The following is a 12,733-nucleotide window of genomic DNA, read 5'->3' as shown; positions in this document are numbered from 1 at the left end:
TCGCCAATTAAAGTGGTACGTGAGCTGGGTTCAGAACGTCGCGAGACAGTTTGGTCCCTATCTGCCGTGGGCGTCGATATTTGAGAGGAGTTGCCCCTAGTACGAGAGGACCGGGGTGAACATGCCTCTGGTGGACCTGTCATCGCGCCAGCGGTGCAGCAGGGTAGCTATGCATGGACGGGATAACCGCTGAAAGCATCTAAGCGGGAAGCCTCCCTCAAGATAAGATATCATAGAGCCGTCGAAGACCACGACGTTGATAGGCCGGATGTGGAAGCAGGGTAACCTGTGGAGCTAACCGGTCCTAATTGCTCTATTCGCGCTTGATGAATCCCACCATCAACGACAGTTTTGGATGATTGTCCAAGACAGTCGGACAACTAGGTCTTTAGTGCACGCATCGATTTTCTAGATCCAACTTCATACGCCGGCTCCATAGCTTGGTGATCATAGCGTCTGTGACCCACCCGATCCCATCCCGAACTCGGCCGTGAAACCAGACTGCGCCAATGGTACTGTTGCTTAAGCAACGGAAGAGTAGGTCGTCGCCAGGCTTTGAAGCCGGCGTATGAGGCAGGATTTAGAAGAAGAACCCATTCACATGTTTTCCCCGCCTGTTTGCGCGGGGAGAAGGTTATTGGCGCGGGATGGAGCAGCCCGGTAGCTCGTCAGGCTCATAACCTGAAGGTCGTAGGTTCAAATCCTACTCCCGCAACCAACAAAACGGCCCCGCCTCGAGCGGGGCTTTTTTGTTGGTTCTGGGGGTCCCGGATTGGAACCTCGTTCAGCCGGAGCCGCCTTCGGCGGAGACGACGCAGCAAAGCTGCGGCAAATCCTCCTCCCGCAACCAACATCGCAACCGTCAGGCCACCAGGCTTGGCGGTTTTTTTGTGGTCTGCGGTCCGGGGAGAGCGGCGTGACAGCTCGATCTACCCTCGTTGCCAACCCCGCCAGCATTCTATGGAGCGAATGGCAGCTAGAGACGCATCCCCAGCCAAATCACCACTTCCGTCGAAGCCGCGACCACGCCGTCGACAAGCTTTGTCGCCCAGGAGTGCGAGGGCAGCTGAGCGAACGACCTGTCATGGTGCTCCTGTTCCTCGTGGATTATCTCGCGCAATGCCTCGGCGGCCTCCGTGTCGAGCTTTTCCAGCGCGGCAATCTGTTCGTGCAGGTGGCGCAAAACCACCCGCTCAATCGCGACGGTCGTGGCTGCTATGGCTCCTCCGCCAAACAGTCCTGTCACTAGACCCAGCACGAAACCGCCAGCCCCGCAAAGGTGATAGCTGCGGCACCGGCGTAACCCACGACGTTGCAGCTCAGCGCCGAACCGGGTCCGATGGCTCAATTCGTGCGCCCGAAAATGGATTAGCTTCGCCACTAAGCCGGGGGCGCGCCAGCGGGCTACCCAGATCTGAGCGGAATAGATGCACACGGCGCCATGTTCGCCCGAATGGTCGACCTTAATCACGCGGTCGCCCAGTGTTTCACCCGATCTGAGACGCGCTGCGACTGCCATCGCCACCAGTGTCGCATTGGAGGCGCGTGCCAGCAATGGGCGGAAAGTAGACATTCGGCCTCGATTCAGAGGCCATGAACAAACCGGAGATTGCCGCTATCGCGGTGGCGACACGATTTCCAACGCGTCCTCGAACGTCAGGCTATGAACAAGCTTGCCGGCGTCATCGTGAACGTCGATGCGGTAGTGAAGGTCCAGGCGTCCCTCCTTCACGTCGGCAGCCATGCAATCGCGCGCCTGGAAGAGCGCCGCGTCGACGACGGCTTCGGCGGCCATCTCGACACCGTCAGGGTCGAGCACCACGTCTGTGCCGTCGATGAGATGAAAGAAATAATGGGGCATAATGGTGCTCCCTCTGTTCGGCGGGAGCATCGATATGTCTCACGGTCGCCAAGGGGCCGGTCGGTGGCTCGACGATGAGGTCGAAGCGAACGGACGCGGGAAAATGGCTCGGAAAATCATTGTGATCTATGTTGGACCACAGTCCGCATGATCACCGGGTGATGCGACGGATCCGCTCAGGCGGCGGCCTGGACTCGGCGAAGCAACAACTGCACTTCATCGGCTTCCGCGGCGCGGCCGAAAAGATAGCCCTGACCGAAGGAACAGCCTTTCGACGCAAGCACGTCCCGCTGCTGCTCCGTCTCGACTCCTTCACCGACCACGTCGATGCCCAGACTGCGCGCCAGATCAATGACGGCGGAAACGATCGCGCCGATCTCCGGCTCTTCGATCATCTTGCTGATGAACGAATGATCGATCTTCACGACATCGACCGGGAAATCGCGAAGGTGCGACAGCGACGAATATCCCGTTCCAAAATCGTCGAGCGCGATGCGGACCCCAGCCTCATGCAGGGCCTTCAGTGCTCGGGCCACGAATTCGGAGGCCCGGTCGAAGAACACATGTTCCGTGACCTCGACCTCGAGCGCGCGAGGCGAGACTCCCGCATTGGCGATGATCTTCAAGAGGCGCTCGGCATAGTCGTCGCGGAGGAACTCGGCCGGCGCGGCATTGATCGACACCGGCCCGGGGACGAAGCCTCGATCCTCCCAGCGCCGAAGGTCGCGCACCACCTTCCTTTGCATCAGGTCGCCGATCCGCGAGGCGAGCTCGTAATCCTTGAACGCTTCGGCGACGGTCTCGGGCAGCTGGATACCGAACCGAGGGTGCCGCCAGCGCAGCAGCGCCTCGAACCCCGCGACCTCGCCGGTGCGAAGGTCGATCTTGGGCTGGTAATTGGGGATGACGCTCTCCTCCGACAGCGCCACCCGGGCGAGGCTGAGCTGCGAAGCGACATTCTGCGCGTGCTGGCGCATGTGGTTGTGGAACATCTTCGTACCGCCGCGGCCCGCCGCCTTCAGCGAATAAAGCGCCATGTCGGCGTTGTTGAAAAGTTCCTGGGCCGTGGAGGCGTCGCGCGGAAAAAGCGCGCCGCCGATGCTCGCGCCGGCACTGATGGCGCGGCCATCGACACTGATCGGCGCCTGCAGGCGCGCAAGGATCGATTGTCCCGCCCGGATGAGATCCTCTTCTTCCTTCACGCCTTCGAGGATCACCGCGAACTCGTCTCCGCCCAGCCGCGCGACGAAATCTCTCGCACGGACGGACGATGTCAGGCGCTTGGCAAAGATGGTGAGCAGGTGATCGCCGGCAGAATGTCCCAAGGTGTCGTTGACATGCTTGAAATGGTCCAGATCCATCAGCAGCAGACCGACCATCTCGCCCGACTCCATCGCGCGTATGGTGGCGCCTTGGAGACGCGCCTGAAACGTCTTCCGGTTCGGCAATTCGGTGAGACCATCGTGCTCGGAGGTCCAGCGCAGCTTCTCGGCGGTCTGCCGGCTGAGGGTGATGTCGCGCGAGATGGCGAGCAACCGGACGATCCGTCCGTCCTCATCATTCATCGGCGAGACGACGACGTCCCACCATTTCGGCGTTCCCTTCGCCGTCGGACAAAAGCCGGTGAAGCGCGCGACGTGACCAGCCGAGGCGCGAGCAACCGCCTGTGTCGCGGCTTCGCGCCCGCCGTCCGGCCAAAGCGCGGCCCATTCGGCGCCGACGATGTCTTCAGGCACCGCAATCTCCATCGTGCACAGCCCCGGCTCATTCATCAGCTCGATCCGCCCGTCCAGCGAGATGATCTTGATGCAGTCGGCGCTCGCCTGGAGCACGCTGCGGTACAGGAGCTCGCTCTCCCGCAGCGCTGATTCAGCAGCCTTGCGGTCGGTGATGTCTCGCGAAACCCCGATCACCCCGGCCGGCGCGCCGTCCTTGACCCAGGGCACCAGCACGGTGTCGAACAGCCGCGGCGAGCCCTTCACCGGTATCACCTCCTCCACTTCGCGCGGTTGGCCAGACGATATGACCTCCGCATCGACCACTTCGAGTCCGCGCACGAGATCCTGTGCGAATGCATCGGAGGTTCGCCGGCCCGTCAGCAGCCCGCAATTCTCCTCGAGCGCGCGGTTCGTCAGGATGAATTTCCCGTCCGCCGCTTTCACGAAGATCAGGTCGGAAACGCTATCCACGACATTCTGGAGGAGAGCCTTCTGGCGCGCGAGCTCGATCTCGGCCTCCCGCCGCGCCGTGATGTCCTCAGCGACGACGATGATTCCCGTAACGGCTCCAGCGCTGCCGACGAATGACAGGTGTACGCTGCACCAGACCATTGTGCCGTCGGGATGGACGTAGCGCTTTTCGATCATGCAGGGCTCGGCGGCTTTCGCTTGCTTCGCAAGAAGCCGCAAATTCGACTTGAGATCGTCGGGATGCGTCCAGTCCGTGAACCTTTCCGAACGGACTTGCCCCTCGCTGCGTCCGAGAATCTCGCACATGCGGTTGTTGACCATCAGCACGCGCCCATCGGGAGAAAGATGCATGATCCCGATCATCGCCTGGCCGAAGATGGTTGCGAGTTGCGACTCCCGCTCGCGCAGCGCGGCGATCGCCTCATGGCGGTCGCTGTGATCCTGCAGCGACCCAACCATGCGCACCGCTTCGCCGGCCAAGCCGGGGATGACGACCGCTTGAGCATAGACCTGAGCCCAGCTGCCGTTTGCCCGCCGCAACCGGTATGTTGCCGAAAACCGCTCCCCGGTCGCGACGGCTGCGCCGAGCTGCTCCATTACCCGTTGGCGATCGTCCGGGTGAATGCGCTCCTCCCACCAGGAGGGAGGCAGCGGACCTTCAGGAACTCCGTAAGTCGCCGCCGCCGGTCCTTCCTCGCTCCAGCGGATGACATTGGTTACGAGATCCCAGTCCCACAATATGTGGCGGACGGTGTCGATGGATAATCCATCACTGTCTGCGCCCGCGATCACAGGGCCTTTGTTATGCTCACGCTGCCCGCCCATGTCGCTCCTATCGCGATTTCCCCACAGCCATAGCCCTGGGGCCCGAGACGTGAACAACCAGTGTAATCTGGATCAGGTGGATTACCGGGGTTGTACATTCTCACGCATAAGGGCACGCTGTGCGGTTGGACGATGTGCAGCGGATTTCCCCATGCCGTGATGCTCTCGAGGTGGGCGCGCGTGCGCAGCGGCGGGCCACCGCCTTTCAACCATATGAAAGAGCCCGATTCACGCCTTCGGTGGAAGCGCGAAGCACTTCAACCTCAGAGGATCAGGCTCTAGACTCAATCCCGGGTTGATTGAACCGGGATTGAGTCTATTTTCGTTTGTTTTCCGTGATTTCCGAGTCGTCAGGTAATTCCACCTGACTTGAAATCACTCTACCGCGGCCGGTGGGGCTTGGCCTTTGCCCGATAGGGCTTGGGCTTGTGCCGGACCGGCGGCGGGCCGGCGCGGCGGTTGTGCTTGGCGGCGTCGCGCGGATTGCCCTGCATCGGCTCGATCCGGACCGAGCCCTCGCCGCCGTCATCCGCGTTCGCGGTGCGCTTGACCGCCGCGACGAAGCGCGAGGCGATCGCACGCGGAATCTCGAACATCGTCTCGTTCGCGGCGATGCGGATCGCGCCGATCTCGTTCTTGGTGACGTGGCCGCGGCGGCACAGCAACGGCAGCAGCCAGCGCGGGTCGGCATTGTGCTGGCGGCCGACATCCATGTGGAACCAGATCGTGTCCTCGAAGCCGGCGCGATGCCCGTCCTGCCGTCCCGGGCCGTCGCCCTGCCGTCCCGGGCCTTCGCCCTGATCGAGCAATTCCTCGGGCGCCGGCATCCGGCCGCGGTGCGCGCGCACCAGCGCGGCGGCGATTTCCTCCGGGCTGCGCTGGCTGAGCAGACGCGCGGCGAGCTCGCGATCCTCGTCGTCGACCTCGACCGGCTCGAGCAGGCCGGCGAGCAGGCGCTCGCGATCGTTGCGGCGGATGTCGTCCGCGGTCGGGGCGGCGATCCATTCGGCCGCGATGCGCGCGCCGCGCAGCATCGCCTCGACCCTCTTGCGGCGCGGATAGGGGACGACGAGGATCGCCGTCCCTTTCTTGCCGGCACGTCCGGTGCGGCCCGAGCGGTGCTGGAGCGTCTCGGCGTCGCGCGGCAGCTCGACATGGACGACCAGCGACAATGTCGGGAGATCGATGCCGCGCGCGGCGACGTCGGTCGCGACGCAGACCCGGGCACGGCGGTCGCGCAGCGCCTGCAGCGCCTGGTTGCGCTCATTCTGGCTATGTTCTCCCGAGAGGGCAACGGCGGCAAAACCGCGCTCGAGCAGGCTGGCGTGAAGCCGGCGGACATTCTCGCGCGTCGCGCAGAACAGCATCGCCGATTCCGCCTCGTGGAAGCGCAGCAGATTGACGACCGCATGCTCGATGTCGGCCGGCGCGACCGTCACCGCCTGATATTGGATGTCGCCGTGGCCGCGGTCTTCGCCGACGGTCGAGATGCGCAGCGCATCGCGCTGGTAGCGCTTGGCAAGCGCGACGATCGGCTTCGGCATCGTCGCCGAGAAAAGCATCGTCCGGCGCTCCTGCGGCGTCGCATCGAGAATTTCCTCGAGGTCCTCGCGGAAGCCCATGTCGAGCATCTCGTCCGCCTCGTCGAGCACCGCGACTCTCAGGTTCCTGAGGTCGAGTGCGCCGCGCTCGAGATGGTCGCGCAGCCGCCCCGGGGTTCCGACGACGATGTGCGCGCCCTGGCTCAGCGCGCGCCGTTCCTTGGACGCATCCATGCCGCCGACGCAGGTTGCGATCCGGCCGCCGGCCTTGGCGTAGAGCCATTCGAGCTCGCGGCTGACCTGCAAGGCAAGCTCGCGGGTCGGCGCGATCACCAAGGCGAGCGGCTCGCGGACGAACGGCAGGCGGCCGCTGTCCTCCAGCAACTGGGGTGCCATCGCCAGTCCGAACGCGACCGTCTTGCCCGAGCCGGTCTGGGCCGAGACGATCAGGTCGCGGCCTTCGGCCTCAGGCTCGAGCACGGCGGCTTGGACGGGTGTGGGGTCGGAATAGCCGCGCGCGGCAATGGCTTCGGAAAGAAAGCCGGGCAGTTGATCGAAATTCATGGTCTTCCAGATGGGTTGCGCCGCCGCGGCGGCAAGGGGATATTTGAAAATGCATGCCTCGGCGGGGCCGGTGCCGCGCTCTTCTCGTGATCGCAGCCGAAGGCGCTCTTGCAAGCGTAAGCCTTGACTTAGGTTAGGTATAGGCCCAGATGTTTTTAGCACTCTCATGTGGAGAGTGCCAATCCGCAATGGGCAGCGCTGGCTCCTGGTTGTGAGACCGACGATTTGTCGCCGCCCAGCGAGAGGACCCTAGCATGACATTCCGCCCTTTGCACGATCGCGTGCTCGTCCGCCGTATCGAAGCTGCCGAAAAGAGCGCCGGCGGCATCATCATTCCTGAAACGGCGAAGGAAAAGCCGCAGGAAGGCGAGGTCGTCGCGATCGGGACCGGCGCGCGCGCCGAAAACGGCACGATCACGCCGCTCGACGTCAAGGCCGGCGACAAGATCCTGTTCGGGAAATGGTCGGGGACCGAGATCAAGGTCAACGGCGAGGACCTGCTCATCATGAAGGAAAGCGACGTGCTCGGCATCGTCGGCTGAATCCGACGCCCCGGTCACGCCACTTGCCCCACGCACTTGCTTACGCCCCGCCAAGCGGGCGAGCCAATTAAGGATCGAAGACCATGCCAGCCAAAGACGTCAAATTTTCCCGCGATGCCCGTGAAAGCATCACTCGCGGTGTCGACATTCTCGCCAATGCGGTGCGGGTGACGCTCGGCCCCAAGGGCCGCAACGTCGTGCTCGACAAAAGCTATGGTGCGCCGCGCATCACCAAGGACGGCGTCACGGTCGCCAAGGAGATCGAGCTCAAGGACAAGTTCGAGAACATGGGCGCGCAGATGCTGCGCTCGGTCGCCTCGAACACCCACGATCATGCCGGCGACGGCACCACCACCGCGACCGTTCTCGCCCAGGCGATCGTCCGCGAGGGCATGAAGTCGGTCGCCGCCGGGATCAGCCCGATGGACCTCAAGCGCGGCATCGATCTCGCCGTCGCCAGGGTCGTCGAGGACCTCAAGGCCCGCTCCAAGCCGGTCTCCGACAACAATGAGATCGCCCAGGTCGGCATCATCTCGTCCAACGGCGACGAGGTCGTCGGCCGCAAGATCGCCGAGGCGATGGAGAAGGTCGGCAAGGAAGGCGTGATCACCGTCGAGGAAGCCAGCGGCATCGAGTTCGAGCTCGACGTCGTTGAGGGGATGCAATTCGACCGCGGCTATCTGAGCCCCTATTTCATCACCAATGCCGAAAAGATGCAGGTCGAGCTGATCGACCCCTATATCCTGCTCCACGAAAAGAAGCTTTCGACCCTGCAGGCGATGCTTCCGATCCTGGAGGCCGTGATCCAGTCGGGCCGGCCGTTGCTGATCATCGCCGAGGATGTCGAAGGCGAGGGGCTCGCCGCTCTGGTCGTCAACAAGCTGCGCGGCGGCCTCAAGGTCGCGGCGGTCAAGGCGCCGGGCTTCGGCGATCGCCGCAAGGCCACACTCGAGGATATCGCGGTGCTCGTCGACGGCGAGATGATCTCCGACGATCTCGGCATGAAGCTCGAGGCGGTGACCCTGGACATGCTCGGGTCGGCCAAAAGGGTGACGATCGACAAGGACAAGACGACGATCATCGATGGTGCCGGCAGCCCCGAGAAGATCAAGGCGCGGGCCGACGCGCTCCGCGCGGAGATCGAGCGGTCGAACAGCGAATATGACATGGAGAAGCTCCAGGAGCGGCTCGCCAAGCTTTCCGGCGGCGTCGCCGTGATCAAGGTCGGCGGCTCGTCCGAGGTCGAGGTCAAGGAGCGCAAGGATCGCGTCGACGACGCGCTTCACGCCACCCGCGCCGCGGTCGAGGAAGGCGTCGTTCCGGGCGGCGGCACCGCTCTGCTCTATGCCTCGCGCGCGCTCGACGATCTGAAAGGCGGCAACGACGATCAGACCCGCGGGATCGACATCGTCCGCAAGGCGCTGCAGGCGCCGCTGCGCCAGATCGCGCAGAACGCCGGCCATGACGGCGCGGTCGTCGCGGGCAAGCTGATCGACGGCAACGATCACGCCATGGGCTTCAACGCCCAGACCGAGGTTTATGAGGATCTCATCCAGGCCGGCGTGATCGACCCGACCAAGGTCGTCCGCTCGGCGCTGCAGGATGCGGCCTCGGTCGCCGGCCTGCTGATCACCACCGAAGCCGCGATCGCCGACGTGCCCGAGGATCCGTCCGCAATGCCGGCGATGCCCGGTGGGATGGGCGGCATGGGCGGAATGGGCGGCATGAACTTCTAACCAGCTAGGCTGTCCGGACGGCGTTCTGACGATGGTCGCCACGGCACTGCGCGAGCAGCACCCCCACCTAGCCTCCCCTATCAAGGGGGAGGAATAAGGACGAGGCGCGTCGCGCGATACCGGATCGCCCCACTCCCCTAAAAGCCCTCTCCCTCGATGGGAGAGGGTGGGGTGAGGGTGATGCTCGGCGTAGGACAACCAAGTGAAAAGTCTCCGTCCAGGCGACCGCCTACTCCCTGTCCGCCAGCACCACCCACGCCGGGGCATGGTCGCTTGCGCCTTCGCGGCCGCGCACCTCGCGGTCGACGCCGGCGGCGGTGAGCCGCGGCGCCGCTTCCTCGCTCAGCAGCAGATGATCGATGCGCAGCCCGGCATCGCGGCCCCAGGCGTTCCGCCAATAATCCCAGAAGGTGTAGATGCGCTCGTCGGGGTGGAGATGGCGGATCGCGTCGGTCCAGCCCTGCGCGAGCAGCCTTGCATAAGCGGCGCGGCTTTCGGGCTGCATCAGCGCATCGTCGCGCCAGCGCTCGGGCTTGTAGACGTCGGCGTCGGTCGGGATGACGTTGAAATCGCCGGCGAGCACGATCGGCAGGTCCATCGCGAGCAATTCGCCGGCATGCGCGATCAGGCGCTCGAACCAGCGCAATTTATAGTCGAACTTGGGGCCGGGCTGCGGATTGCCGTTGGGCAAATAGAGCGAGGCGACGAGCACGCCGTCCACCGCCGCCTCGAGGTAGCGGCTCTGGCTGTCGGCGCCGGCATCGGGATCGCCCTCCGGCAGGCCGCGCCGCGTCTCGACCGGCTCGCGGCCCCTTGCCAATATCGCGACGCCGTTCCAGCTCTTCTGCCCGTGCCAGATCGCGCCATAGCCCGCCTTCTCGATCGCTGCGGCGGGGAATTTCTCGTCGGTCGTCTTGAGCTCCTGCAGGCAGACGACGTCGGGCTGCGATTCCTCGAGCCATTCGAGCAGCCGCGGCAGCCGGCCGTTGATGCCGTTGACATTGAACGTCGCGATCTTCACGCCGCCCCGCCTCTCTGGGCGCCGCCTCCCTCCACGGCGGAGCGCGTGCGGGCCGCAAGAATGCGCTCGGCGAGCGCGAGATCGGCGGGCTTGTCGACATCGATCGCCGCCTCGGCAAAGGCGAGGCGCACGGCGCGCACCGCGAAACCGGCGCGGCGGCCGGCGATCGCGAGCGCGCGATCGAGCGAGATCGTCCGCGTCAGCGCGCGCAGCGCGAGCAGCGGCCCGAACGACATCAGCAGCCGCAACGCCTTCTTGCGGTCGCGCTCGACCTCGGCCCACATCTCCAGCCCCTTTCGCGCCTTGGCGGTGCGCAGCGCGAACAGGTTCGCGCCGCTGTAATCGCCATCGCTGAAACGCAGCCATGTCCGGCGTGTTTCGGGATAAGCGGCTTCGACGATGCTGCGCTCGACCAGGGCCACTGCCGCATCCGTTTCGCCCGCGCCATCGAGGAACGCCTCGACCATCTCGCCGGTGAGCAAAGCGTGATCGGCGGTCGCGAGCAGCAGCGGGAACGGCGCGGCGGCGCTTCCCGCGATCGCGGCGATGCTGCGCGAGATGCCGTCGCCGCTGACCGCCGTTGCGATCCGCGGTTCGGCGACCATCCATCCTAGCGCGCCGGTCATCAGGCTCTGCGGATCCTGGGCGAGGATGACGATCCGCCCGATCGGCGCGGCGTCGAGCAGCACGCGCACGACTCTGCCGAGCATCGGCTCGCCGCCGACCGGGATCAGCGCCTTCCATCTCGTGCCGTGGGCTTCGGCGAAATCATTCTCGCCCGGCCGCTGGCCGGCGAGGACGATCGCCGTCCATGCGCCGCTCATCGCGCCCTCCGCCGATCGGGAAGGGGATAAAACGGAAAATGGTGACGAGCTTGGGCGGACGCGGTAAGCGCGTGGCCCGGGCGGTACGCCTCTTTTTTGTTCAAGCACGGGCGCCGCTGCATGCCGATCACCAAAGCGATTATTCTGAGCGCGGGCAAGGGGTCACGTCTGCTGCCGTTGACCGAAACCCGCCCCAAATGCCTGATCGACCTCGCCGGCCGCAGCCTGCTCGAATGGCAGCTCGATGCTCTGGCGGCGAACGGCATCGACGACGCGGTGGTCGTGACCGGCTTTCGCGACGAGCTGGTCGATCAGGTCGTGGCCGAGCGCCCTCGTGTTCGGACGCTGTTCAACCCATTCTATCACGTTGCCGACAACCTCGGCTCGGTGTGGCTGGCGCGCGGCGAGTTCGACCGCGACGTGCTGCTGATCAACGGCGATACCTTGGTCTCGCCCGCTCTGGTCGCGAAGGTCCTCGCCGGTGCGCGCCGCGCGATCACCGTCACGGTCGACGAGAAGGACGATTACGACGCCGACGACATGAAGGTGCTGCGCGAGGGCGAGCGGCTGCTGCGCATCGGCAAGGCGCTCGAGCCCGGCCAATATAATGCCGAATCGATCGGGCTGCTCGCCTTCCTCGGCAATGGCGGCGGCCGCTTCACCGCGCAGGTCGACCGGATGATGCACACCGCCGAAGGCACGAGGCGCTGGTACCTGCGCGCGATCGACGCGCTCGCCAGCGACGTCGAGATCGGGACGGTCTCGATCAAGGGCGAGGAATGGCAGGAAGTCGATTTTCCCGAGGATGTCGAGAAGGCGGAGGCATTGACCAAGATCTGGGCGAACGGCTGGGGCCGGGGCGAGTCCTGATCTCCCCGCGCGACTAGGCCTTGGGCCAATATCCCTTCAGCCACTCGACCGCCGTCTCGATCTGCCCGGCATCGAGTTCGACCGCGTCGCCGAGCACCGGCATCTTCGGCCAGCCCGTGTCGGCAATCGTCAGCCCGGCGGCGCAGCGCTCCCCTTCGTAGCGGGGGATGACGTGGAAATGGACGTTGGGATCGACCATCATCAGCATCAGATAATTGATCCTGGCGAAAGCGACCGCGTCGCGAAGTGCGCCCTCGACATCGCTCACCACCCGCGCCAGCTCGACGAACGCGGGCGGAGGCAGCGCCGCGAAAGCGGTCGCGTCGCTCTTTGCCGCAAGCACCAGGCTGCCGAGCGTCGGCTGCGCCGGACGCAGCAGCACCACCCAATAATGATAGTCGGCGACCAGGGTCGCGGGATGGCCGAACTTCTCGATCGTCTCGTTCATCGTGATCCTTGGCGGACGGCGGCTTAGGCGTCGTCGTGGATGAAGCGTTCCAGGGCTTCATGGGCGGCATCGTCGGTCATCTGCTGGGGCGGATGCTTGCAAAAGTAAGCCGAGGCCGGGTGGATCGGGCCGCCAAGGCCGCGGTCCTTGGCAAGCTTGGCGCAGCGGATCATGTCGATCGCAACGCCGGCGCTGTTGGGGCTGTCCTCGACCGACAGGCGAAGCTCGATGTTCATCGGCACGCCGCCGAACAATTGCCCCTCCATCCGCAGGAAGCACACCTTGTTGTCATTCTGCCAGGCGACATAGTCC

General features: G+C 64.8%; 10 protein-coding genes, 1 tRNA gene, 2 rRNA genes and 1 pseudogene. 6 read left to right on the top strand and 8 right to left on the bottom strand.

What is annotated here, in order from left to right:
• From V6M48_RS00655 to V6M48_RS00645, 3 genes are all read left to right on the top strand, one after another.
• Positions 1 to 327 (top strand): 23S ribosomal RNA (locus V6M48_RS00655); the annotation flags it as partial.
• Between the two features lie 112 nt (positions 328 to 439).
• Positions 440 to 554, top strand: a 5S ribosomal RNA gene (gene rrf / locus V6M48_RS00650).
• Between the two features lie 87 nt (positions 555 to 641).
• A tRNA-Met gene (locus tag V6M48_RS00645) sits at positions 642 to 718 on the top strand.
• A gap of 258 nt (positions 719 to 976) precedes the next feature.
• Here V6M48_RS00645 and V6M48_RS00640 read toward each other — a convergent pair.
• From V6M48_RS00640 to V6M48_RS00625, 4 genes are all read right to left on the bottom strand, one after another.
• Positions 977 to 1,573 carry a demethoxyubiquinone hydroxylase family protein gene (locus V6M48_RS00640; protein ID WP_332810585.1) on the bottom strand — a complete coding sequence of 199 codons (597 nt, stop codon included), beginning with the start codon at positions 1,571 to 1,573 and terminating at the stop codon, positions 977 to 979.
• A 42-nt stretch (positions 1,574 to 1,615) separates the two neighbouring features.
• Positions 1,616 to 1,861 (bottom strand): DUF6894 family protein, encoded by a 246-nt coding sequence (locus tag V6M48_RS00635; RefSeq protein ID WP_332810584.1) that lies wholly within the window; start codon positions 1,859 to 1,861, stop codon positions 1,616 to 1,618.
• Positions 1,862 to 2,037: 176 nt separating this feature from the next.
• The gene (locus V6M48_RS00630; protein ID WP_332810583.1) at positions 2,038 to 4,875 is read right to left on the bottom strand and encodes an EAL domain-containing protein; all 2,838 of its coding nucleotides are present in this window, start codon (positions 4,873 to 4,875) and stop codon (positions 2,038 to 2,040) included.
• 380 nt (positions 4,876 to 5,255) lie between these two features.
• A complete protein-coding gene (locus V6M48_RS00625) occupies positions 5,256 to 6,980 on the bottom strand; it encodes a DEAD/DEAH box helicase (protein WP_332810582.1) in 1,725 nt (574 codons plus the stop codon).
• A 254-nt stretch (positions 6,981 to 7,234) separates the two neighbouring features.
• Here V6M48_RS00625 and groES point away from each other — a divergent pair, with 254 nt between their 5' ends.
• Positions 7,235 to 7,522: a co-chaperone GroES gene (gene groES, locus V6M48_RS00620; protein WP_332810581.1), complete on the top strand. Its 288-nt coding sequence runs from the start codon at positions 7,235 to 7,237 to the stop codon at positions 7,520 to 7,522.
• An 83-nt stretch (positions 7,523 to 7,605) separates the two neighbouring features.
• Complete coding sequence (gene groL / locus V6M48_RS00615; RefSeq protein WP_332810580.1) at positions 7,606 to 9,258, top strand: chaperonin GroEL; 1,653 nt, start codon at positions 7,606 to 7,608, stop codon at positions 9,256 to 9,258.
• Positions 9,259 to 9,487: 229 nt separating this feature from the next.
• On the opposite strand, the gene xth is transcribed toward groL, so the two are convergent.
• Both xth and V6M48_RS00605 read right to left on the bottom strand, forming a co-directional pair.
• Positions 9,488 to 10,279: an exodeoxyribonuclease III gene (xth, locus tag V6M48_RS00610; protein WP_332810579.1), complete on the bottom strand. Its 792-nt coding sequence runs from the start codon at positions 10,277 to 10,279 to the stop codon at positions 9,488 to 9,490.
• A complete protein-coding gene (locus V6M48_RS00605) occupies positions 10,276 to 11,103 on the bottom strand; it encodes an NTP transferase domain-containing protein (protein ID WP_332810578.1) in 828 nt (275 codons plus the stop codon). Before V6M48_RS00605 ends, xth begins: the two co-directional genes overlap by 4 nt.
• Positions 11,104 to 11,223: 120 nt before the next feature.
• Here V6M48_RS00605 and V6M48_RS00600 point away from each other — a divergent pair, with 120 nt between their 5' ends.
• The gene (locus tag V6M48_RS00600) at positions 11,224 to 11,973 is read left to right on the top strand and encodes a phosphocholine cytidylyltransferase family protein (RefSeq protein ID WP_332810577.1); all 750 of its coding nucleotides are present in this window, start codon (positions 11,224 to 11,226) and stop codon (positions 11,971 to 11,973) included.
• A gap of 13 nt (positions 11,974 to 11,986) precedes the next feature.
• Here V6M48_RS00600 and V6M48_RS00595 read toward each other — a convergent pair whose 3' ends face one another.
• Together V6M48_RS00595 and V6M48_RS00590 are read right to left on the bottom strand one after the other, a co-directional pair.
• Positions 11,987 to 12,421 (bottom strand): HIT family protein, encoded by a 435-nt coding sequence (locus tag V6M48_RS00595; protein WP_332810576.1) that lies wholly within the window; start codon positions 12,419 to 12,421, stop codon positions 11,987 to 11,989.
• A 23-nt stretch (positions 12,422 to 12,444) separates the two neighbouring features.
• Positions 12,445 to 12,733: pseudogene (locus tag V6M48_RS00590) on the bottom strand (inositol-3-phosphate synthase); the annotation flags it as partial.

Source organism: Sphingomonas sp., from assembly GCF_036677245.1.
GTDB lineage: Bacteria > Pseudomonadota > Alphaproteobacteria > Sphingomonadales > Sphingomonadaceae > Allosphingosinicella.
The sequence above is the reverse complement of the archived record's forward strand: the minus strand, read 5'-3'. Positions and strand labels throughout refer to the sequence as shown.

Excerpts from the sequence above, each read along its gene's own strand:
- V6M48_RS00640 (WP_332810585.1), bottom strand. The coding sequence starts at position 1,573 with ATGTCTACTTTCCGCCCATTGCTGGCACGCGCCTCCAATGCGACACTG.
- V6M48_RS00635 (WP_332810584.1), bottom strand. The coding sequence starts at position 1,861 with ATGCCCCATTATTTCTTTCATCTCATCGACGGCACAGACGTGGTGCTC.
- V6M48_RS00630 (WP_332810583.1), bottom strand. The coding sequence starts at position 4,875 with ATGGGCGGGCAGCGTGAGCATAACAAAGGCCCTGTGATCGCGGGCGCA.
- V6M48_RS00625 (WP_332810582.1), bottom strand. The coding sequence starts at position 6,980 with ATGAATTTCGATCAACTGCCCGGCTTTCTTTCCGAAGCCATTGCCGCG.
- groES (WP_332810581.1), top strand. The coding sequence starts at position 7,235 with ATGACATTCCGCCCTTTGCACGATCGCGTGCTCGTCCGCCGTATCGAA.
- groL (WP_332810580.1), top strand. The coding sequence starts at position 7,606 with ATGCCAGCCAAAGACGTCAAATTTTCCCGCGATGCCCGTGAAAGCATC.
- V6M48_RS00605 (WP_332810578.1), bottom strand. The coding sequence starts at position 11,103 with ATGAGCGGCGCATGGACGGCGATCGTCCTCGCCGGCCAGCGGCCGGGC.
- V6M48_RS00600 (WP_332810577.1), top strand. The coding sequence starts at position 11,224 with ATGCCGATCACCAAAGCGATTATTCTGAGCGCGGGCAAGGGGTCACGT.
- V6M48_RS00595 (WP_332810576.1), bottom strand. The coding sequence starts at position 12,421 with ATGAACGAGACGATCGAGAAGTTCGGCCATCCCGCGACCCTGGTCGCC.